Raw genomic sequence first — 20,692 nt, 5'->3', positions numbered from 1 at the left:
CCGGGGCCCGTCGTTCCCGGGTCAGCCGAGCGCGGACACGAGGTCCTGCGCCCGGTCCAGCAGCGCGGCCTTGCGGATCTTGCCCGTGTCGGTCATCGGGAACTGGTCGAGCACCTCGATGAGCGGGACCTTGTAGCCGGCCATCTGGCCACGGGCCCACTCCCCCAGCTCGTCCGCGCCGACCGTCGCCCCGTCGCGAAGTGCCACGAAGGCCACCGGGCGCTGGCCGGTCGCCTCGTCGGCAGCGGGCACCACGGCCACGGAGGCCAGGTCGGGGTGACGCATGAGGAACATCTCGACCTCCGCGGGGAAGACACTCATCCCCTTGACCTTGATCATGTCCTTGGTCCGCGCCAGGTAGTGCAGGCAGCCGTCCTCGTCGAGGTAGCCGGTGTCTCCGGTGTGCAGCCACCCGTCACGCAGCTGCTGAGCGCTCGCCTCCGGGTTGCGCCAGTAGCCGGTCATGATCGACGGACTGCGCAGCAGGATCTCTCCGGGCCCGCCGACCTCGACGGGCTCCGCCGTCACCGGGTCGACGACGATGACGTCCGTGCCCGGCACGGGGAGGCCGCAGAAGACCGGCTGGGTGAGCAGGTCGTGGTCCTCGCGGTGGAAGCCGTGGGGGACGACGTCGACCGTGTGGCTCTCCGTCATGCCGTACGAACCCTCACGGATGACGGAGTGGGGGCCGACGACCTCGGCCCAGCGCCGACGGATCTCGGGGGTGAGCTTGCGGATGAAGGACATGGTCATCGGCGCGGTGAAGGACGAGAGGTCCCGCTCGGCGACCCCGGGCACCTCGAGCAGGTCGAGGTAGTTCTCCACGGTGGCCGCGGTGGTGGTGACCCGGTGGCGCTCCACGAGGTCGACGACCGCCGCAGGGTCCCAACGCTCCATGAGCACGGCCGTCCCACCCATGACGAGCGGGATGAGGATGCCCAGGTCCTCCCCCGCGATCCAGAAGACGGGGATGAAGCACAGCGAGACGATCCGCGTCCCCTCGAAGCCATTGGCCCCGGCGGCACTCACTGCCGTGTAGACCATGTGCCGCTGCGTGTGCTCGCAGCCCTTCGGCACCCCGGTCGTGCCCCCGGTGTAGTTGAGGGCCGCGAGCGCATCGAGGTCCGTGGCGGGCTCGGCCAGGGGCGCGGCCGCGAGGGCCTCGGACCATCGGTGCACGCTCACCCCGGGCACGGCGGGAAGGGGGTCCGCCGCGTCCGCGAGGACGACCACCGTCGGCACCCCCGCCTCCGCGGCTGCCTCGCAGAGGCGCTGTGCCAGAGGGGCGCTCGTGACGGCCACCGAGACCTCCGCGTCGGACAGCTCGTGGACGAGCTCGGCGTGCTGGAACATCGCGTTGACGGGCACGTGCACGCCACCCGCCCGCAGGGTCCCGAGCATCGCGACGACGAACTCGGGGACGTTCCCCAGGTGCACGGCCACGCGGTCACCGGGCAGGACCCCCTTCGCCCGCAACCACCCGGCCCAGCGGGCCTGACGCTCGGCGAGGTCCCCGTAGTCGATGACGACGTCGTCGTGGACCACGGCGGCCTGCTCCGGCTGCCGCTGCGCCCACGCGTCGACGTACTCGGGCACGGTGAGGTCACCCAGGGGGTGGACGACCTCGCGCGGGATGCCAGCGGGCCGGACGCGGTCCTGTCGGCGGCGGATCTCGGCCACGTGCTGCGTGTAGTCCATGCGTGCTCCCTCGTTACCAGGTGTCGACGTACCGGGACGGCACGCCCTCGGGGACCGCGGTCGACATCGCCGCGAGGATCCAGCGGCGGGTGTCCGCGGGGTCGATGACGTCATCCAGCTCGACGACCGCCGCGGCGTTGACGGCCCGTCCCCGCTCGTACATGTCGGCCAGGAGGCGCTGCTCCAGCTCGCGTCGCTCGGTCGGGTCGCTCACCGCGTCGAGCTCACGCCGGTAGCCGAGCCGGACGGCGCCCTCCAGCCCCATCCCGCCGACCTCGCCGGTCGGCCAGGCGAGGGTCGCCGCCGGTCGGTGGAACCCTCCGGCGGCCATGGCCTGCGCGCCCAGCCCGTAGGCCTTGCGCAGGACCACGGTGACCATGGGCACCCGCAGGTGCGAGCCGATGACGAAGAGTCGCGCGAAGTGACGCACCGTCGCGGTCCGCTCGTGCTCCGGGCCGACCATGAAGCCCGGGGTGTCGCACAGGGACACGACCGGCAGACCGTGGGCGTCGCACAGCTGCAGGAATCGGGCGAGCTTGTCCGCGGCCGGGGTGTCGATCGCCCCTCCGAGGTGGTGCGGGTTGTTGGCCACGAGACCCATCGGACGCCCCTCGACACGCACCAGGGCGGTGACCACCCCCGGGGCGAAGCCCGCCCGCAGCTCGAGGACGGAGCCCTCGTCGGCGATCGTGTCGATCGCCCGGTGGACGTCGTAGGAGCGCACCCGGTTCTCGGGGACGACGTGGCGCAGCAGTCGCTGGTCCGCGCAGCTCCACTGCTCGTGCCGGCCCTGGAAGTACCCGAGGTACTGCCGGGCGACGGCAACCGCCTCGGCCTCGTCCTCGACGACGACGTCGACGACCCCGTTGCCGCCCTGCACGTCGATCGGCCCGACCTCTTCGGGCCGGAAGACCCCGAGGCCACCCCCTTCGATCATCGCCGGGCCACCCATGCCGATCGTCGAGTCGCGCGTCGCGATGATCACGTCACAGCACCCGAGGAGTGCCGCATTGCCGGCGAAGCAGCGACCCGCCGCGATGCCGATCGTCGGGACGAGCCCGCTCAGTCGGCCCATCGTCGCGAAGGTGGGCACATCCAGCCCGCTCGCAACCGTCGTGTCGGTGTCTCCCGGGCGCCCGCCGCCGCCCTCGGCGAAGAGGACGACGGGCAGCCGCTGCTCCTCGGCGATCTCGAGGAGGCGGTCGGTCTTCTTGTGGTTCAGGTAGCCCTGGGTCCCCGCGAGCACGGTGTAGTCGTAGGCGAGGACCGCGCACCGCGGGTCCTCGACGGAGGGTGCGGCGCTCACCCGACCGATCCCGGTGACGATCCCGTCCGCCGGGGTGGTGGCGATGAGGTCCTCCTCGCTGCGGCGCGCCCGCTGGGCCGCGACGGCGAATCCGCCGTACTCGACGAAACCGTCGTCGTCGCAGAGGTCGGCGATGTTCTCCCGAGCGGTGCGGTGCCCGCGGTCGTGCCGGCGAGCCACCGCTTCGGGCCGCGCCGCGTCCATCCGCCGGTCGCGACGCTCGCGCAGGCGGAGGAGGTCCTCGCGCTCGGAGTCGAGGTCGGGCCCGTCGTCGACCGCCCCGGCGTCGACCTGCTCGTCGTCCGGGGAGAGCTCGACGAGCCGATCACCCGGGGCGACGGCCCCTCCCGGCCGGGTGTGGACGGTGGCCACGGTCCCGCTCACCGGCGCCGGGACGAGGTGCTCCATCTTCATCGCCTCGACGACGACCAGGGGTGTGCCGGTCGCCACGTGCTGCCCGTCCTCGACGAGGACCGCGACGACCGTGCCGGGCATCTGCGCGGTGACGACCCCGTCGAGACCGCTCGGTCGGCCGGTGGCTGCGACGGCCTCGGCGATGCCGCTGCGGCCGAACCACTGCGTCGTCACCCTCCATGCGGCGACGTCCTCGTGGGCGAGGAGCTCCCGCAGCACGGGCAGAGTGGTCTCCACCCCGCCGATGAGGCTCTCCCCGGCAGCCTGCTGCGCCTTGCGCAGCGCCCCGGCGAAGCCACTGTGGCTGTGCGTGACGACCTTCGCGACGAGGGAGTCGAAGGCCCCGTCCACACGGGTCCCCTCGACGAGGTGGGTGTCCACCCGCACCCCCGGACCCGTGGGCAGGGACACCTCGGACACGACCCCCTGCGCGGGCACGGCCTCGCCGTTCGCGCCGGTCCGCTCGGCGGCGACCCGCAGCTCGATCGCCGAGCCGCTCGTCCTCGGGGGCGTGGCCAGGTCGAGCGCGGCGAGGGACTCGCCACCGGCCAGCCGGAGCTGGGTGATCACGAGGTCGACGCCCGTGACGAGCTCGGTCACCGGGTGCTCGACCTGCAGCCGCGGGTTGACCTCGATGAACCACCAGCGGGTCGGGTCGTCGGCGTCGACGAGGAACTCGACGGTCGCCAGCCCCCGGTAGCCGCGGTCGGTGAGCAGGCGGAGGGCGGCCTCCGCGAGGTCGGCCCGCACCTGCTCGGGCAGCTGCGGCGCCGGGGCGATCTCGACGACCTTCTGGAAGCGACGCTGGAAGGAGCAGTCCCGCTCGCCCAGGTGCGTGACTCCCCCTTCGCCATCGCCGACGACCTGGACCTCGATGTGGCGGGCCCGCTCGACGTACAGCTCCGCGAAGAGCTCGCCCGAGCCGAAGCTGCGCTCGGCCTCGGACCGGGCCCGCTGCCACGCCTCGGCGACCGACTCGCCGGCCGGCACGGCACGCATGCCGCGCCCGCCGCCACCGGCCGCTGCCTTGACCATCACCCCGGCCGGGCGGTGCTCCTCGGCGAAGGCCACGGCATCCTGCTCGGTGAGGCCCACGGCGGTCGCGGGCAGGACCGGGACGCCTGCCTCCTGCGCGGCGTGCCGGGCTCGGCCCTTGTCCCCGAAGAGCTCCAGGAGCGCCGGGTCGGGCCCGACGAAGGTCAGCCCGGCACCGGCGCAGGCCCTGGCCAGCTCCGGGTTCTCGCTGAGGAAGCCGTACCCCGGGTGGAGCAGCTCGCACCCGTGCTCCCGCGCTCCCGCGACGAGGGCCGCGGCATCGAGGTAGGCCGCTGCCCCCTCGCCGGGCAGGACGTGGACCGCTGAGGCGAGTCGGGCGGCCAGCGAGTCCACCTCCGCCCGGGTCACGGCGACGACGGCCGGGAGGCCGACCTCCCGCGCCGCCCGGACGATGCGGACGGCGATCTCACCACGGTTGGCGACGAAGACGGACACGAGCAGCTCCAGGGGGTGGTGCGGTCAGAGGATCTCGAAGAGGCCGGCTGCCCCCATGCCACCGCCGACACACATCGTCACCACGCCGTACCGGGCGCCCCGGCGACGACCCTCGATGAGGAGGTGACCGGCCATGCGGGCACCGCTCATGCCGTAGGGGTGGCCGACGGAGATGGCGCCACCGTTGACGTTGAACTTCGCCGGGTCGATGCCCAACCGGTCACGGCAGTACAGGGCCTGCACGGCGAAGGCCTCGTTGAGCTCCCACAGATCGATGTCGTCGACGCTCAGCCCGTGCTGCCCCAGCAGCTTCGGCACCGCGTAGACCGGACCGATGCCCATCTCGTCGGGCTCGACCCCGGCCACGGCCATCCCCCGGAAGGCACCCAGCGGGGTCAACCCCAGGCGGGAGGCCTCGGCGGCCTCCATGACGACTGCGGCGGAGGCCCCGTCGGAGAGCTGCGAGGCATTCCCCGCGGTGATCGAGAAGCCCTCGCTGCCGTCCTTGGCCAGGACGGGGTTGAGCTTGGTCAGGTCCTCGATGCTCGTGCCCGGACGGTTGCCCTCGTCCTTGGCGAGGGTCACCTCCTGGGAGCCGATCTCACCGGTGGCCTTGTCCTTGGTGAGCATCGTCGAGGGCAGCGGCACGATCTCGTCGTCGAAGGCGCCGGACTCCTGGCCGGCGGCCGTGCGACGCTGCGACTCCAGGGCGTACTCGTCCTGCTGCTCACGCGAGACCCCGTAACGGCTGGCGACGACCTCGGCGGTCTCGAGCATCGACATGTACGTCGCCGGCACGTGCTCCACGAGCCACGGGTCCTGGGCCCGGTAGGTGTTCATGTGCTCGTTCTGCACCAGCGAGATCGACTCGACACCACCACCGACGGCCACATCCATGCCGTCGAAGGCGACCTGCTTGGAGGCCGTGGCGATGGCCATCAGCCCGCTGGCGCACTGGCGGTCGACGGACATCCCCGCGACAGAGGTCGGCAGGCCGGCCCGCAGCGCCGCCTGACGGCCGATGTTCATCGCGGTCGAGCCCTGCTGCATCGCAGCGCCGATGACGACGTCCTCGATCCGCCCACCCTCGACGCCCGCGCGCTCGACGGCGTGGCGCACGGCGTGCCCGATGAGCTCCTGGGCCTGGGTGTCGTTGAAGGCACCACGGTAGGCACGACCGATGGGGGTGCGTGCGGTGGAGACGATGACTGCTTCGCGCATGATGGTCACTCCTGGTGTGAAGGGATGGGTGGTCAGTGTGCCGGGAGGTCGACGAGCCGCGCGAGGTCGGCTCGGTGTCGCTCGGGTGTGCCGAGGGCGAGCTGGTCGGACTTCGCTCGCTTGAGGCGGGTGTGCACCGGGTGCTCCCAGGTCATGCCGATCCCGCCGTGGAGCTGCAGTGCCTCCTCGGCGGCACGCACGGCGGCGTCGGAGCAGAAGGCCTGGGCGACCGCCTGGGCGATGTGGCGGTCGGGGTCGCCTTCGGCGAGGGTCCCGGCTGCGTGCCGGGCGGTGGCCTGCGCGTTGACGAGCAGCAGGTAGAGGTCGGCCAGGCGGTGCTTGATCGCCTGGAAGGACCCGATCGGGCGGGCGAACTGGACCCGGGTCTTCGCGTACTCGACGGTCGTCTCGAGGCACCACTGGGCCAGACCGAGCTGCTCGGAGGCGAGCAGCGCCTGCCCCGCGCCCAGGGCCGCGTCGACGGCTTGCTCGGCCCGGTCGCCGGAGGCGATCTCCCGGCCCCCGCCGAGGGGGGTCACCCTGGCCAGGGGCCGGCTCATGTCGAGGGAGGTGATCGCCTCGGTCTGCACCTCGTCCCGGCCGTGGACACGAAGGGAGACACGGCCCCCTTCGCCCGCGGTGGGGACGAGGAGGAGGTCGGCGCCCAGCGCTCCGGCGACCGGCTCAACCGTGCCGCTGGCCGGGGCCCACGCACCGCTGCGAGCCGTCCACGGCAGGACGAGCGCGGCGGTGACCTCGCCGGTCGCCAGCCGCGGCAGGTCCTGCTCGTCACCTGCGGTGACGAGCGCGGTCGTGGCGATGACGGCGCTGGTGAGGAAGGGCGTCGGGGCGACGGTCCGTCCCAGCTCCTCGAGGACGACGGCCGCCTCGCGCGGGCCCGCGCCGAGACCACCGAGGGACTCGGGCACGAGCAGGCCGGCGAGGCCGAGCTGCCCGGCCAGCGCCTGCCAGATCCCGCTGACATCGGTCTGCGGTTCGTCGAAGAGGCGGGCGACGAGACCGTCGTCGAGGCTGCGCTGGAGGGTGGCGCGGACGCTGGAGCGCAGGGACTCCTCGACGTCGGTGTAGAGGAGGTCGGTCATCGTGGCACGTCCTTGAAGGGGATCCCCTTGTCGGGGCGGTGGTCCGGGGGCAGACCGAGCACACGCTCGGCGACGACGTTGCGCATGATCTCGCTCGTGCCACCCTCGATGGAGTTGCCCTTGGCCCGCAGGTAGCGGAAGCCGGGCCCACGCCCGAGGAAGGAGCCGGAGAAGGTGCGCACCATCGTCCAGTCGTCGTAGGTCAGCCCCTCCTGCGGATCGAGCTCGAGGGCGAAGCCGCTGACCTCCTGCGCCTGGTGGGCGAAGGCGAGCTTCATCGCCGAGCTCTCCGGACCGGGCTGCCCGGCCTCAAGCTGCTGACGCAGCCGCTCCCCCGCCAGGCGGGTCACCTCGGTCTCGACCCACCACTGCATCAGCTCGACGTGGTGGCCGGGTGTGCGCAGCTGCGGCTCGCGGCGCCACCGCTCGGTGACGATGCCGATCTGTCCGGCCTCGCGGTCGCTGCCGGCACCGATCGCGACGCGCTCGTTGTTCAGGGTCGTCGTGGCGACCTTCCAGCCCTCGCCGACGGCGCCGACACGGTTGCGGTCGTCGATGCGGACCCCGGAGAGGAAGACCTCGTTGAACTCCGCCTCCCCGGTGATCTGGCGCAGGGGGCGCACCTCGATGCCCGGGTCGGACATGTCGACGATGAAGTAGGTCAGGCCCGCGTGCTTGGGCACGGAGGAGTCGGTCCGGGCCAGGAGGATGGCGAACTGGGCGTTGTGGGCGCCGGAGGTCCACACCTTCTGCCCGTCGACGACCCACTCGTCGCCGTCCCGAACGGCCCGGGTGGCCACGCCGGCCAGGTCCGAACCAGCTCCCGGCTCGCTGAAGAGCTGGCACCAGATCTCGGTGCAGGCGAAGAGTGGACGCAGGTGGCGCCGCTGCATCTCCTCGCTCCCGAAGGCGAGCATCGTCGGCGCGGCCATGCCCAGCCCGATGCTGTTGCGCCCGAAGTCGGGCTCGGGCGCGCCGGCCTCCGCGAGGAGGGCGTCCACCTCGAGCTGGCGGCCGCGGGAGAGCCCCAGGCCGCCGGACCCCTCGGGGAAGTGCACCCACGCGAGGCCGGCGTCGAACCGGGCACCGAGAAACGTGGCAGGAGCCGTCGTCGTCGGGTCGTGGCTCGCCAGGAGATCACGGACCCGTTGGGCGAGCTCAGGCATGGGCGGTCCTCCGGCGGATCTCGTGGCGGGCCAGGGCGTTCTTGTGCACCTCGTCGGGGCCGTCGGCGAAGCGCAGGGTGCGCACCTGGGCATACCACTCGGCGACCGGGTAGTCCTGGCTGAGGCCCCCGGCACCGTGCACCTGCACGGCCTTGTCGAGGATCCACTCCACGTTCTGCGGAGCCGCGATCTTGATCGCCTGGATCTCGGTGTGGGCGCCCTTGTTGCCCACGGTGTCCATGAGCCAGGCGGCCTTGAAGGTCAGCAGTCGCAGCTGCTCGATGCGCACGCGGGACTCGGCGATCCAGTCCCGGATCACGCCCTGGTCGGACAGCGGCTTGCCGAAGGCGACCCGGCTGGCCGCCCGGTCGATCATCAGCTCGAGCGAGCGCTCGGCGATGCCGATGAGGCGCATGCAGTGGTGGATGCGGCCGGGACCGAGTCGGGCCTGGGCGATGGCGAACCCGCCACCCTCCTCGCCGATGAGGTTGCTCGCCGGGACGCGCACGTCGACGAAGTCGATCTCGGCGTGGCCGCCGTGGTCACGGTCGTCGTACCCGAAGACCTTCATCCCGCGGCGCACCTCGACGCCGGGGGTGTCCCGGGGCACGAGGATCATCGACTGCTGCCGGTGGCGGTCGGCGTCCGGGTCGGTCTTGCCCATGACGATCAGGCACCGTGCGTTGGGGTTCATCGCGCCGGAGATGTACCACTTGCGGCCGTTGATGACGTACTCGTCGCCGTCGCGCACGATCGAGGTCTCCACATTGGTCGCGTCCGAGCTGGCCACGCGGGGCTCGGTCATCGCGAAGGCCGATCGGATCCGGCCCTCGAGCAGGGGCTGGAGCCACTCCTCCTTCTGCTCCGGGGTGCCGAACATCGTCAGCACCTCCATGTTGCCCGTGTCGGGGGCGGCGCAGTTCGTCGCGACGGGCGCGATGTGCAGGCTGCGCCCGAGCAGCTCGCACAGCGGTGCGTACTGCAGGTTGGTCAGGCCGGCGCCACCGTCGTCACCGGGGAGGAAGAGGTTCCACAGCCCCTGGCTGCGGGCCTCCTCCCTGAGACCGTCGATGATCTCCGGGGGTGGCGACCACCGGTCCGGGTGGGCGTCGATCTGCTCCTGGTAGGCGGCTTCGGACGGGTAGACGTGCTCGTCCATGAAGCGGGCGAGTCGCTCCCGCAGGTCGGTGGTCGTCGTGTCGGCGCTGAAGTCCATGGTGGCGCTCCCTTCGTGTCAGTGGGTGGTCGTGGTCGTCCGGGAGGGCCGGTCACCGCTGCTGGCGATGTCGGCGCGGTCCAGGGACCGCTTGATGATCTTCCCGGTGGCGCCCTTGGGGAGCTCCTCGACGAGCTGGTAGACCCGCGGGACCTTGTAGGCCGCCAGCCGCTCCTCGAGCCAGGCGCGCAGGTCGCTCGGGTCGATGTGGGCGCCCGGTTGGGGCGAGATCACCGCGGCGACCTCCTCACCGAGACGCTCGTCCGGGATCCCGATGACGGCGGCCTCGAGGATGTCCGGGTGGGCGAAGAGCAGCTCCTCGACCTCGCGGGGGTAGACGTTGTACCCGCCGCGGATGACGAGGTCCTTCTTGCGGTCGACGATCCACAGGTCGCCGTCCTCGTCCATCCGTCCGACGTCCCCGGTGAGGAACCACTCGTCGTGCCGGACCGAGGCGGTCGCCTCGGGACGGTTCCAGTACTCGCGCATGACCACCGGGCCGCTGATGGCGACCTCTCCCGCTTCCCCCGGGGGGACCGGGGCGCGGTCCTCGCCGAGGATCGCGAGCCGGCACCCCGTGAGGGCACGACCGACGCTCATCTCCTTGCGCGGGTGGATGGATCGGTTGAAGGTCGCCGCGCCGGTCGTCTCGCTCAACCCGTAGCCGTCGAGGACCGTCGCGCCGAACCGCTCGCGGAAGGCCGTGGCCACCTCGAGGGGAAGGGCGGCCCCGCCCGAGCACGCCAGACGCAGGTCGGTGAGGTCGTCGGCCGTGAGGTCGGTCTCGGCGTGGAGCATCGCATTCCACATCGTCGGGACCCCGGCCAGCCCGGTGAGGTGCTGCTCCGCCGCCATGCGCAGCAGGGCCGCCGGGTCGAAGGGACGCAGCAGCGACAGGGACCCACCGGCGGAGTAGATCGTGAACATCACCGCGGCCTGCCCGAAGACGTGGAAGAGCGGCAGGGCCGTGCCCAACCGGTCGTCCGCGGTGAGGTCGAGTGCCTCGGCCAGCGAGGACCCGCAGGCCAGGAGGTTGCCGTGGGTGAGGACGGCCCCCTTCGGCGCACCGGTGGTGCCCGAGGTGTACAGGAGCACGGCGGCGTCGTCGATGTCGACCTCCGCGGGCTCCCGGCCCTCCCCACTCCCCTCGGCGGCCACGACGCAGCCCGGCCGGAGGATCCACAGCGGGATCCCGGCGGCCTCGACGGTCGTCGCGACCGCAGCGCTGCCCTCGTGCCACCCGAGCGCCGACGTGCAGCCGGAGTCCTCGACGAAGTGGGTCAGCTCGCGCGGGGTGCACAGCGGGTTGACGGTGACCGCCGTGGCCCCGAGCGCGAGAAGTGCGTGGTAGGTCAGCACGAACTCGGCGCTCGTGGGCACGACCATGAGGACGCGATCGCCCGGGCCGACGCCCCGCTCTCGCAGCTGCGCCATGGCACCCTGCACCCCGGCCCGCAGCTCGGCGAAGGTCCACGAGCGCTCGCCCTCGCGCAGGGCCAACGCACCGGGCTGCCTCTGGGCCCCGTTCCAGACGAGGCGGACGGCGTTGTCCATCATCACTCTCCCGAGAGCTGTCGGCCGTAGCGCTGCATGCCGCGGATCCACCGGCCGTGGTCGTCGACCTTGCGCCGGAGGAACTCGCGCACGTCGGCGTGCGGCAGGACGAGGAAGGCCTCCTCGGCGATCGCTCCGAGGACGTCGTCCGCGACGGTCAGCGGGTCGAGGACGTCACCGGCACCGGTGACGGCCGCGGCAGCGACCCGGCCTCCGTCGCCGTCCTGCGACGTCATGCCCGTCCGGAGCATGTCGGTGTCCACGCCCATCGGGCACAGGCAGCTGACGCCGACGCCCTGGTCGCCGTAGGTCACCGCGAGCCACTCCGCGAAGCCGACGGCGCCGTGCTTGCTCACCGAGTAGGTCGCCGAGCCGATCTGGGTGAGCAACCCCGCTGCCGAGGCCGTGCTGACGAAGTAGCCCGAGCCCCGCTCGACCCATCCCGGCACGAGCAGGCGGGCCGCGCGCACGTGGGCGAGGACGTTGACGTCGAGGGCGACGCGCCACTGCTCGTCGCTCGCCGCGAGCCCGGAGCCGTCACCGACGCCGGCATTGGCGAAGAAGAGGTCCACCGGTCCGTGCGCCGACTCCGCTGCCTCGATCATCCGTGCGATGTCGGCCTCGAGGGAGGCATCCCCCGCGACGGCGACGACCGCGTCGGGTCCGGCGACGGCGGCGAGCTGCTCGGCGGTCGCGGTCAGACGCTCGGCGTCGAGATCGGAGACGACGACCGTGGCGCCCGCCTCGAGGAGGCGTTGCGCGAGGGCGGCACCGATGCCACCCGCTGCGCCGGTGACGATGGCGTGCTTGTCCGTGATGTCCATGATGAGCTCCCGTTCAGTCGCAGGGTCCGCCGGCGACGTAGAGGACCTGGCCCGTGGTGAAGCCCGCCCCCTCGCTGGCGAAGAAGGAGACGGCGTGGGCGATGTCCTCGGGCCGGCCGGTGCGGGCGACCGCAGCCTGCTCGCTCGCCATCCGCTTGAGGTCCTCGAAGCTCATCCCGATCCGGGCCGCGGTCTCGGCCGTCATCTCGGTCTCGATGAACCCCGGGGCGATGGCATTGGCCGTCACGCCGAACTTGCCGAGCTCGATGGCCAAGGTCTTGGTGAAGCCCTGCATGCCCGCCTTGGCGGCCGAGTAGTTGACCTGCCCACGGTTGCCCAGCGCGGAGGTCGAGGAGAGGTTGATGACCCTCCCGAACTTCTCCTGCGTCATGTGCGCCTGGCAGGCCTTGGTCATGAGGAAGGCTCCCCGCAGGTGCACCGCCATGACCGCGTCCCAGTCGGCGACGTCCATCTTGAAGAGCAGGTTGTCGCGGATGATCCCCGCGTTGTTCACCAGGACGGTCGGCGCGCCGAGCTCCTCGGCGACGCGGCGCACGGCCACCTCCACCTGCTCGGGATCCGAGACATCCGCTCCGACCGCGAGCGCCCGGCCACCACCTGCGGTGATCTCCTCGGCGATGCTCGCGCAGCTCGACTCGTCGAGGTCGAGCACGGCGACGGCCATCCCGTCGGCGGCGAGGCGGCGGGCGACACCCGCTCCGATCCCCCGCGCCGCACCCGTGACGACGGCGACGCGCTGCTGGTTCGTGGTCATGTGGGCTCCTGTGGGTCGAGGACTCCGGCTGGTACCCGACCATACTTGAACCCGGCTTCATGTTCAATTAGGTTGCCACCATCCGTTGTCGACCACAGGAGTTCGTCATGACCCAGACCACCCAGCACCGCCCGACGTCGGTCCAGGACCTCAAGGACCTCCTCGAGGTCGAGCTCGGCCCGACGCAGTGGCACCTCGTCGACCAGACGAAGATCGACGGCTTCGCCGACCTCACCGGTGACCACCAGTGGATCCACGTGGACCCCGAGCGCGCCGCGCAGAGCCCCTTCGGGTCGACCATCGCCCACGGGCTGTACAGCCTGTCGCGCACGCCGGCCTTCCTCGAGGAGCTCATGGCCTTCGACGGCTTCGCGCACAGCCTCAACTACGGATACGACCGCGTGCGTTTCATCCACCCGCTGCCGGTGAACTCCCGGATCCGGCTGCGCGCCAAGCTCACGAGCGTCGAGGAGACCGCCCCCGGCGCGGTCAAGGTGGTCACCGAGCTGACCGTCGAGGCCGAGGGCATCGACAAGCCGATCCTCGTCGCGGAGTCGATCGGCCGCTTCAGCAGCTGACGCCACCCGCAACGACCCGGGCCCCATGACCATCACGGTCATGGGGCCCGGGTCGTGTCGGCGGGCGCCGGCGGGTCAGCGCCTCAGGACTGCACGCGCCCGCGCACGCCCATGCTCCCGTTGAGGGGCACCTGCCAGGCGAGAGCGGAGTGCACGGACAGCTCCTCGTCGATGCGCGCGGCAAGGTCGTCGGGGATCGCCCGTGCGCGCCGGGTCCCCAGATCCACGTGGGCCTCGAGCATCTCGAGCGTGTTGGCGACCCGGCCGGTGCTGTGGTTGACGATGATCGACACCGCGTGGAAGACCTTGTCCCCTCGCTCGACCCACCGCAGGTGGGCCGAGATCTCCTCACCGATGCGCACCTCGTCGAAGAACCGCAGGTGCTGCTCCACGCTGAAGACCCCGCAGCCGCGGGTGGTCCGGTAGTCCTCGGTGACTCCGATCCTGCCCATCTCGACCTCCGACCCGCGGATGTGGAAGGCGTAGAAGTGCTGGACGTTGACGTGCCCGTTCTCGTCCTCCCACTCCGGGCCGGCGACGGTACGACAGGCCTCGCGCAGCTGGGTCACCTCGCCCAGTGAGGGCAGTTCGCTCATGGCAGCAGCACGACCTTCCCGGTGACCGTGCGGGCCTCGAGGGACTTCAGTGCGGTGGCCGCGTCCTCGAGGGGGTGCGTGGCACCGACGACGGGGCGCAGGGCGCCGCTGCGCAGGTGCGGGAGCATGGCGGCCCACTCCTTCGCCACGTGGCCCGGCCGCGACATCGCGAAGGCACCCCACCCGACCCCGACGACCGAGACATTGTTCAGCAGCAGCCGGTTGACCTTGACGGTGGGGATCTCGCCGGCGGTGAACCCGATGACGAGCAGCCGCCCGTGCGCGCGCAGGGTGCGCAGGGAGTCGGTGAACCGGTCACCGCCCACCGGGTCGACGACGATGTCGACGGAGGTGCCCACGGACTCACGGAAACCGTCGGCGAGGACGACCTCGTCAGCGCCCGCCCGGCGAGCGACCTCCCCCTTCGCCTCGGTCGAGACGACACCGATGACGCGGCCGGCACCGAAGGCCTTGGCCATCTGGATGGCGGCGGTCCCGATGCCGCCGGCCGCACCGTGCACCAGCACGGTCTCGCCCTCGGCCAGGCCACCGCGCTCGATCAGCGCGAAGTAGACGGTGGCGTAGTTGAAGGTGAAGGACGCCGCCTCCTCGAAGGCGACCTCGTCCGGCAGGGCGAAGGTGAGGTCGGGCTGCGCCTGGACCTTCTCCGCGAAGCCCCCGAGCAGCGACAGCGCCGCCACCCGGTCGCCCGGCGAGAAGCCGCTGCCCTCGGGAGCGCTCTCGACGATGCCGGCGACCTCGGCCCCGGGGACGAAGGGGAGGTCGGGCTTGACCTGGTAGAGACCCCGGGTCTGGAGCAGCTCGGGGAAGGCGACGCCGGCGGCCTTGACCGCGATGGTCACCAGCCCCTCGGCGGTGGGTTCGGGTACGTCGACGAGCTCGATCGCGTCGGGGCCGTCGAGGGAGGAGATGTGGATCGCGCGCATGGTGTCGTCCTTGTCGAAGGGGGTGTCAGACCTTGAGGAGCAGCTTGCCGGTGTTGACCCCGTCGAAGAGGCCGAGCAGCGCATCGGGGAACCCGGCGACGCCACCCTCGAGCACCGTCTCGGTGGCGACGAGGCGGTCGGCGGCGATGAGCTCGCAGATCCCGGCGACCCCCTCGGCGTACCGGTCCTCGTAGTCGAAGACGACGAAGCCCTGCATCGTCGCGCGGAAGACGAGCAACGACATGTACCGACGCGGCCCCTCCGGCAGGCTCGACTCGTTGTAGGAGGAGATCGCACCGCAGATGACGACGCGCGCGCCACGGGCGAGGTTGGCCAGGGCGGCGTCGAGCAGCTCGCCGCCGACGTTGTCGAAGTAGACGTCGATCCCGTCCGGGGCGGCCCGACGCACCTGGCGCACGAGGTCGCCCTCGCGTCGGTCGATGACCTCGTCGAGCCCGAGGTCGCGCAACCACGCGACCTTGTCCGGGCCGCCGGCGACGCCGATGACACGGCACCCCTTCGCCTTGGCGATCTGGGCGACGACGCTGCCGACCGCACCGGCCGCGGCGGAGACGAGCACGGTGTCCCCCGGCCGGACCCGGCCGACGTCCTGCAGGCCGAACCACGCGGTCATGCCCGGCATGCCGAGCGCACCGAGCCAGGTCGCCGGCGGGGCGACGTCGAGGTCGAGCCGGGTCACGCCCTTCCCGTCGCTCAGGGCGTGCTCCCGCACACCGAAGCTGCCGCTCACCGGGTCGCCGACCGCGAAGTCCTCGTGCTGCGAGGCCACGACCTCGCCGGTCGCGAAGGCCCGCATGACCTCGCCGATCCCGACGGGGGGGATGTAGGAGCGCACGTCGTTGAGCCAGCCGCGCATCGCCGGGTCGAGGGAGAGGAGGTCGACCCGCACGACGAGCTCCCCCGGGCCGGGCTCGGGCACCTCGGTCGTCGCGATCTCCCACGTGCTCGCATCCGGTCGACCCCGGGGTCGCTCGGCCAGACGGACTTCCTGCGACGACCAGCTCATGACAACTCCTGCAGATGGTGCGGTGATGGTCGTCGCCACCTTCCCACAACGTGAATCCGACCTCAACTCTCCCTTGAATCGAGATTCAAGTCTCGCTACGGTCGGTCCATCACCCCTCTTCCGGCACCACCCGACCGAAGGATCCCCGCATGGACCTCTCCTCCCTCTTCTCCCTCGACGGCCGCGTCGCCCTCGTCACCGGCGGCTCGCGCGGCATCGGCCGGATGATCGCCGAGGGCCTGCTCAGCCAGGGTGCCCGGGTCTACATCAGCGCCCGCAAGGCCGAGGCCTGCACGGCCACGGCCGCCGAGCTGTCCGACCAGTTCGGCGCGGGGCGTTGCGTCGCCCTCCCGGCCGATGTCTCGACGACCGCGGGGATCGCGCAGCTGCTCGCCGCCCTCGGGGAGCACGAGGACCACCTCGACGTCCTGGTGAACAACGCGGGCGCGGCCTGGGCGGCGCCCTTCGACGACTTCCCCGAGGACGGCTGGGACAAGGTCATGGACCTCAACGTCAAGGCCCCCTTCTTCCTCACCCAGGCGGCCAAGGGCCTGCTGCTCGCCGGCCACGAGCGCGGCGGCCACCTCGCGAAGGTCATCAACATCGCCTCGATCGACGGTCTCTCGCTCAATCCCCTCGAGACGTACTCGTACCACGCGAGCAAGGCGGGCATCACGCACCTGACCAAGCGGATGGCCGTGCGCCTGGCACCCGAGGGCATCGTCGTCAGTGCGATCGCCCCGGGCGCCTTCGCCTCGAACATGAACAAGGAGGCGCGCGACCACGGTGACAAGATCAGCGGCCAGATCCCCTCGGGGCGCATCGGCCGCCCGGAGGACATGGCCGCCGCGGCCGTCTACCTCGCCTCGAGCGCCGGCGACTACGTCGTGGGCAGCACCCTCACCGTGGACGGCGGCGTCACCATCGCCCGCTGACCACCGAAGGGGGCCGCTCCCACTGAACACGAGAAACCTCCGCTTCGCATGGGTTTCAAACTCATGCGAAGCGGGGGATTTCCGGGTGACCCGAGAAACTTGGGGCGCGCGAGGGACTCAGTCAGCGCGCAGGTCGGGCGTCGTCAGGCCGAGGGCATTGGTCCACAGCCGGGTGGCGGTCTCGACGAGCGCGTCGACCGCCGCCTCGTGCCCGTCCTGCTCCTCGATGACGAAGATGTCGTAGGCCAGGCGGGCGATCATGCCGGAGAGCGCCTTCGCGGCCATCTCCGGGTCGACGCTGCGGTCGGCGAGGCCACGCTCCTGCAGGTCGGCGATCGCCCGGGCATTGCGGGTGACGAAGGCGCTGCTGCGGGCCCGGCGCATCTCCCGGAAACGGGGGTCCACCGCCGACACCTGCTGGAGGAGCTGGTTGAGCCGGGCATTGCGCCGATAGGCCTCGAAGTAGGCGCGGTTGCTCGCCCCGATGATGGCGATCGGGTCGTCCGTCGTCTGGATGCGCCCCGTGCCCGGGTGCAGCATGGCGCTCTGCGCCTCGTGGAGGACGGCCGCGAAGACCTCGTCCTTGCTGTCGAACCACGTGTAGAAGCTGCCGATCGAGCACTTCGCCTCGGCGACGATGTCCACCAGTCGGGAGTCGACGTAGCCGTCCCGCTCGAAGACGGTCCGGGCGGCGCTGATCAGGGCAGTGCGGGTGCGCTGCCCCCGCGCGGTCTGGGGCTGCGACCCGAGCCGTGCCGGGTCGACGAGATCCGGGACCTCGCTCGTGGTCTCGCTCTCGCTGGACATGGCGGACAGCCTAGTCCGCCTCGTCGAGGACGACGTGCGCGCAGGTCACGAGCTCGTCGACGGCAGCGGCCGGGATGGCACCGACCGCGGTGAGGTTGCGGGGGTCGTCGAGCTGGCGGCGCCGCACCCCCTCGAGGATGATCGCGAGCTTCCACAGGCCCAGCCCGTGCCAGAAGGAGACGGCCGAGACGTCCCGGCCGCTGAGCGCGGCATAGTGCTCGACGAGCTCGGTCCGGGTGGCGAAGCCGGGCACCGTCGAGGCGTCGAAGCGCCTCGTCGGCGGGTCCCCGGCCTGCGGCCAGTACGCCAGGACGGTGCCGAGGTCGGCGAGCGGGTCACCGAGCGTGCACAGCTCCCAGTCGAGGATGGCGCGCACGTCGGCGCGCTGCGGGTCGATGATCACATTGCGCAGGTGGCTGTCGCCGTGCACGAGGCGCACCTCCCCCGGGCCGGGGTCGAGCCCGGTGAGGCGCTGCGTCAGGCGCTCCAGGTCGGGCAGGTCACGGGTGCGCGAGAGCCCCCACTGCTGCGACCAGCGCCGCAGCTGGCGCGCCCCGTAGGGCTTGTGACTGGCCAGATCGGCCAACCCCACCCGCTCGAGGTCGACCGCGTGGATGTGCACGAGGGTGTCGACGAGGGAGAGCCCGACGTGGTGGCGAGCCGCCGGGGAGAGCTCCTCGGCGTCGCGGCGCTCGTTGAGCACCGCCCCCTCGACGAAGGACACGGCGAGGACCGGCACCTCGGTGGCGGCCGGGTCCTCGCACAGTCCGTGCACCACCGGCACCGGCACATCGCTCCCCTGGAGCGCGGAGAGGATGCGGTGCTCCCGGGCCACGTCGTGCGCCGAGGCGAGCAGCTCACCCAGGGGCGGGCGGCGCAGGACCACCCGCTCCCCCTTCGCGTCCGTGGCGAGGTAGGTGAGGTTGGACTGGCCGAGGCCGACCCGCTCGAAGACCAGGGGCGGCTGGAGGCCGATCCCCAGCCCCTGGAGCCACCCGCTCATGGCCTGCGGGTCCAGTCCCTCGGTCACGTCGTTCCCGTCACTCATCGCGTCTCCCTCGTCCCGACCTCTGGCGTCGTCCGGTTGCCTACTTCTTCTTGCCCCACTCGGGACTGCGCCGCCGGTACTCGCGGCGGGCGATGGTCATCTTGTGCACCTCATCGGGACCGTCGGCGAGGCGAAGGGTGCGCATGTGGGCGTACCACATGGCCAGCGGGAAGTCGTCGCTCACGCCGCCGCCACCGTGCACCTGGATCGCGCGGTCGATGATCTTCAGGGCCATCTGCGGTGCGGCGACCTTGATGGCCGCGATCTCGGTGCGGGCCACCTTGTTGCCGACCGTGTCCATCATCTGTGCGGTCTTCAGCGTGAGCAGGCGCACCATCTCGATCTCGATGCGGGCCTCGGCGACCCAGTCCATGATGTTGGCGCGGTTGGCGACCGGCTCGCCGAAGGCGACCCGGGACTGCGCCCGGTCGATCATGAGGTCGAGGGCGCGCTCGGCGACCCCGATCGCCCGCATGCAGTGGTGGATGCGGCCGGGCCCGAGCCGGGCCTGGCTGATCATGAAGCCGTCGCCCTCGCCGGCCAGCAGCGCCTCCCGCGGCACGCGGACGTCCTCGAAGACGACCTCGGCGTGGCCCTCCCGGTCCTGGTAACCGAAGACCGGGAGTCCGCGCACGACCGTCACACCGGGGGTGTCGAGCGGGACGACCATCATCGACTGCTGCCGGTGGGTGGGCGCGTCCGGGTCGGTCTTGCCCATGACGATGAGCACCTTGCAGTTCTGGTGCAGGGCATTGGAGGTCCACCACTTGCGACCGTTGATGACGTACTCGTCACCGTCACGGACCATCGAGGTCTCGATGTTCGTCGCGTCGGAGCTGGCGACCTCGGGCTCGGTCATCGCGAAGGCCGAGGCCATCTCGCCGGCGAGCAGGGGCTGCAGCCACTCCTCCTTGTGCTCGTCCGTCCCGAAGAGGGTGAGGACCTCCATGTTGCCGGTGTCCGGGGCGTTGCAGTTGATCGCCTCGGGCGCGATCTCGATGCTGCGCCCGGTGATCTCGGCCAGGTGCGCGTACTCGAGGTTGGTCAGCCCCGGCCCCCACTCGGGGTGCGGGTGGAAGAGGTTCCACAGCCCGCGCGAGCGCGCCTCGCTCTTGAGGTCCTCGAGGATCTGCGGGTGGTGGTTGGGGTGACCCGATGCGCGCATCTGCTCGCGGTAGACGGACTCCGCCGGGTAGACGTGCTCGTCCATGAAGGCGAGCAGCCGGTCGCGGTAGTCCTGACCGCGTTCACTGAGTTCGAGCATGATGACCGTCCTTGGTTGCTGTGGTGGTGCTGATGTCAGGGGGTGGCGGACGCCGGGAGGGCGAGCCGCTCGCGCACGCGGGCGATGGTCTCGCCGGCGCTGCGGTGGAGGATGCCCTCGATGCCCAGGCGGGCGGCGCCCACGAGGTTGTGCTCGAGGTCGTCGACGAGGACGCAGTGCTCGGGCTCGACCCCGAGACCTTCGCAGGCGAGGGCGTAGATCCGGCGCGAGGGCTTGCGGATCCCGACCTGCCCGGAGATGACGGCGATGTCGAAGAGCTCGTCGAGGTCGATGCGCGCGTAGCTGTCCCGGCCCAACGAGTTGGAGACCAGTGCCACCGGGACCCCGGCCGTGCGCAGCTCGCGCACCAGGTCGACCATCGGTTCGTCGAGCTCCATGTGCGCGCCCAGCCGCGGCAGGAGCCCGCGCGGCTCGACCCGGCGGCCGCCCACCTCGCTCAGGGCGGCGGCGAAGGCGTCCTCGAAGCCCTCGTCGTCCAGGCGCCCGACCTCGTGCTCCCCGAGCGCGCTCCGCGCGCCCTCGTGGGTGGCGAGCACGCGCAGCGCCTCGTCGGCATCGACGCCGAGGTCCTCGCCGAGGGCCCCGAAGGCCTGCCGCAGCGGCACGGTGAGCACGCCACCGAAGTCGATGAGGACCGCCGAGGGTCGCGGGGCGCCACCGACATCCGTCACCTGCGGTGAGGAGGAGATCATGGGCGCGCA

At 71.7% G+C, this 20,692-nt stretch carries 18 protein-coding genes; 2 read left to right on the top strand and 16 right to left on the bottom strand.

Annotated features, from left to right (window positions below):
* Positions 1-21 precede the first annotated feature (21 nt).
* Genes ACR9E9_RS05700 through ACR9E9_RS05660 form a run of 9 tightly spaced genes read right to left on the bottom strand, consistent with a single transcriptional unit; the run spans position 22 to position 12,768 of the window.
* Positions 22-1,698 carry an AMP-binding protein gene (locus ACR9E9_RS05700; RefSeq protein ID WP_435202562.1) on the bottom strand — a complete coding sequence of 559 codons (1,677 nt, stop codon included), beginning with the start codon at positions 1,696-1,698 and terminating at the stop codon, positions 22-24.
* A gap of 13 nt (positions 1,699-1,711) precedes the next feature.
* Positions 1,712-4,909, bottom strand: coding sequence for a carboxyl transferase domain-containing protein (locus tag ACR9E9_RS05695; protein WP_435202560.1), 3,198 nt, complete (start codon positions 4,907-4,909; stop codon positions 1,712-1,714).
* A 24-nt stretch (positions 4,910-4,933) separates the two neighbouring features.
* The gene (locus ACR9E9_RS05690) at positions 4,934-6,130 is read right to left on the bottom strand and encodes an acetyl-CoA C-acyltransferase (protein WP_435202558.1); all 1,197 of its coding nucleotides are present in this window, start codon (positions 6,128-6,130) and stop codon (positions 4,934-4,936) included.
* A gap of 32 nt (positions 6,131-6,162) precedes the next feature.
* The gene (locus ACR9E9_RS05685; protein ID WP_435202556.1) at positions 6,163-7,233 is read right to left on the bottom strand and encodes an acyl-CoA dehydrogenase family protein; all 1,071 of its coding nucleotides are present in this window, start codon (positions 7,231-7,233) and stop codon (positions 6,163-6,165) included.
* On the bottom strand, positions 7,230-8,399 hold the full coding sequence (locus ACR9E9_RS05680) for an acyl-CoA dehydrogenase family protein (protein WP_435202554.1): 1,170 nt from the start codon (positions 8,397-8,399) through the stop codon (positions 7,230-7,232). The genes ACR9E9_RS05685 and ACR9E9_RS05680 overlap by 4 nt, the downstream gene beginning before the upstream one ends.
* On the bottom strand, positions 8,392-9,615 hold the full coding sequence (locus ACR9E9_RS05675; protein WP_435202552.1) for an acyl-CoA dehydrogenase family protein: 1,224 nt from the start codon (positions 9,613-9,615) through the stop codon (positions 8,392-8,394). Before ACR9E9_RS05675 ends, ACR9E9_RS05680 begins: the two co-directional genes overlap by 8 nt.
* An 18-nt stretch (positions 9,616-9,633) precedes the next feature.
* Positions 9,634-11,169, bottom strand: a complete 1,536-nt coding sequence (locus ACR9E9_RS05670; RefSeq protein WP_435202550.1) for a class I adenylate-forming enzyme family protein — start codon at positions 11,167-11,169, stop codon at positions 9,634-9,636.
* Between the two features lie 2 nt (positions 11,170-11,171).
* A complete protein-coding gene (locus ACR9E9_RS05665; protein ID WP_435202548.1) occupies positions 11,172-11,993 on the bottom strand; it encodes an SDR family oxidoreductase in 822 nt (273 codons plus the stop codon).
* 13 nt (positions 11,994-12,006) lie between these two features.
* A complete protein-coding gene (locus ACR9E9_RS05660) occupies positions 12,007-12,768 on the bottom strand; it encodes an SDR family oxidoreductase (RefSeq protein ID WP_435202546.1) in 762 nt (253 codons plus the stop codon).
* A gap of 107 nt (positions 12,769-12,875) precedes the next feature.
* Between ACR9E9_RS05660 and ACR9E9_RS05655 the strand changes: the two genes are divergently transcribed.
* Positions 12,876-13,346, top strand: a complete 471-nt coding sequence (locus ACR9E9_RS05655) for a MaoC family dehydratase (protein WP_435202544.1) — start codon at positions 12,876-12,878, stop codon at positions 13,344-13,346.
* A gap of 83 nt (positions 13,347-13,429) precedes the next feature.
* On the opposite strand, the gene ACR9E9_RS05650 is transcribed toward ACR9E9_RS05655, so the two are convergent.
* Genes ACR9E9_RS05650 through ACR9E9_RS05640 form a run of 3 tightly spaced genes read right to left on the bottom strand, consistent with a single transcriptional unit; the run spans position 13,430 to position 15,916 of the window.
* Positions 13,430-13,942 (bottom strand): thioesterase family protein, encoded by a 513-nt coding sequence (locus ACR9E9_RS05650; RefSeq protein WP_435202542.1) that lies wholly within the window; start codon positions 13,940-13,942, stop codon positions 13,430-13,432.
* Positions 13,939-14,889, bottom strand: a complete 951-nt coding sequence (locus ACR9E9_RS05645) for an NADPH:quinone oxidoreductase family protein (protein WP_435202540.1) — start codon at positions 14,887-14,889, stop codon at positions 13,939-13,941. Before ACR9E9_RS05645 ends, ACR9E9_RS05650 begins: the two co-directional genes overlap by 4 nt.
* A 25-nt stretch (positions 14,890-14,914) precedes the next feature.
* Entirely contained in the window at positions 14,915-15,916 is a 1,002-nt protein-coding gene (locus tag ACR9E9_RS05640; RefSeq protein WP_435202538.1) for an NADP-dependent oxidoreductase, read from the bottom strand.
* Positions 15,917-16,065: 149 nt separating this feature from the next.
* On the opposite strand from ACR9E9_RS05640, the gene ACR9E9_RS05635 reads away from it, so the two are divergent.
* Positions 16,066-16,851, top strand: a complete 786-nt coding sequence (locus tag ACR9E9_RS05635; RefSeq protein ID WP_435202536.1) for an SDR family oxidoreductase — start codon at positions 16,066-16,068, stop codon at positions 16,849-16,851.
* A 117-nt stretch (positions 16,852-16,968) separates the two neighbouring features.
* Here the strand turns inward: ACR9E9_RS05635 and ACR9E9_RS05630 are convergent, their stop codons facing one another.
* Genes ACR9E9_RS05630 through ACR9E9_RS05615 form a run of 4 tightly spaced genes read right to left on the bottom strand, consistent with a single transcriptional unit; the run spans position 16,969 to position 20,683 of the window.
* Complete coding sequence (locus ACR9E9_RS05630) at positions 16,969-17,658, bottom strand: TetR/AcrR family transcriptional regulator (RefSeq protein WP_435202534.1); 690 nt, start codon at positions 17,656-17,658, stop codon at positions 16,969-16,971.
* 10 nt (positions 17,659-17,668) lie between these two features.
* Entirely contained in the window at positions 17,669-18,706 is a 1,038-nt protein-coding gene (locus ACR9E9_RS05625; protein WP_435202532.1) for a phosphotransferase family protein, read from the bottom strand.
* A gap of 40 nt (positions 18,707-18,746) precedes the next feature.
* On the bottom strand, positions 18,747-19,970 hold the full coding sequence (locus ACR9E9_RS05620) for an acyl-CoA dehydrogenase family protein (protein ID WP_435202530.1): 1,224 nt from the start codon (positions 19,968-19,970) through the stop codon (positions 18,747-18,749).
* Between the two features lie 35 nt (positions 19,971-20,005).
* Positions 20,006-20,683 (bottom strand): HAD family hydrolase, encoded by a 678-nt coding sequence (locus tag ACR9E9_RS05615; protein WP_435202528.1) that lies wholly within the window; start codon positions 20,681-20,683, stop codon positions 20,006-20,008.
* Positions 20,684-20,692: the final 9 nt, after the last annotated feature.

Origin of the sequence: Janibacter sp. GS2 (assembly GCF_051200835.1) — a bacterium.
Taxonomy (GTDB): domain Bacteria; phylum Actinomycetota; class Actinomycetes; order Actinomycetales; family Dermatophilaceae; genus Janibacter.
This window is presented reverse-complemented; position numbering and strand designations above follow the sequence as displayed.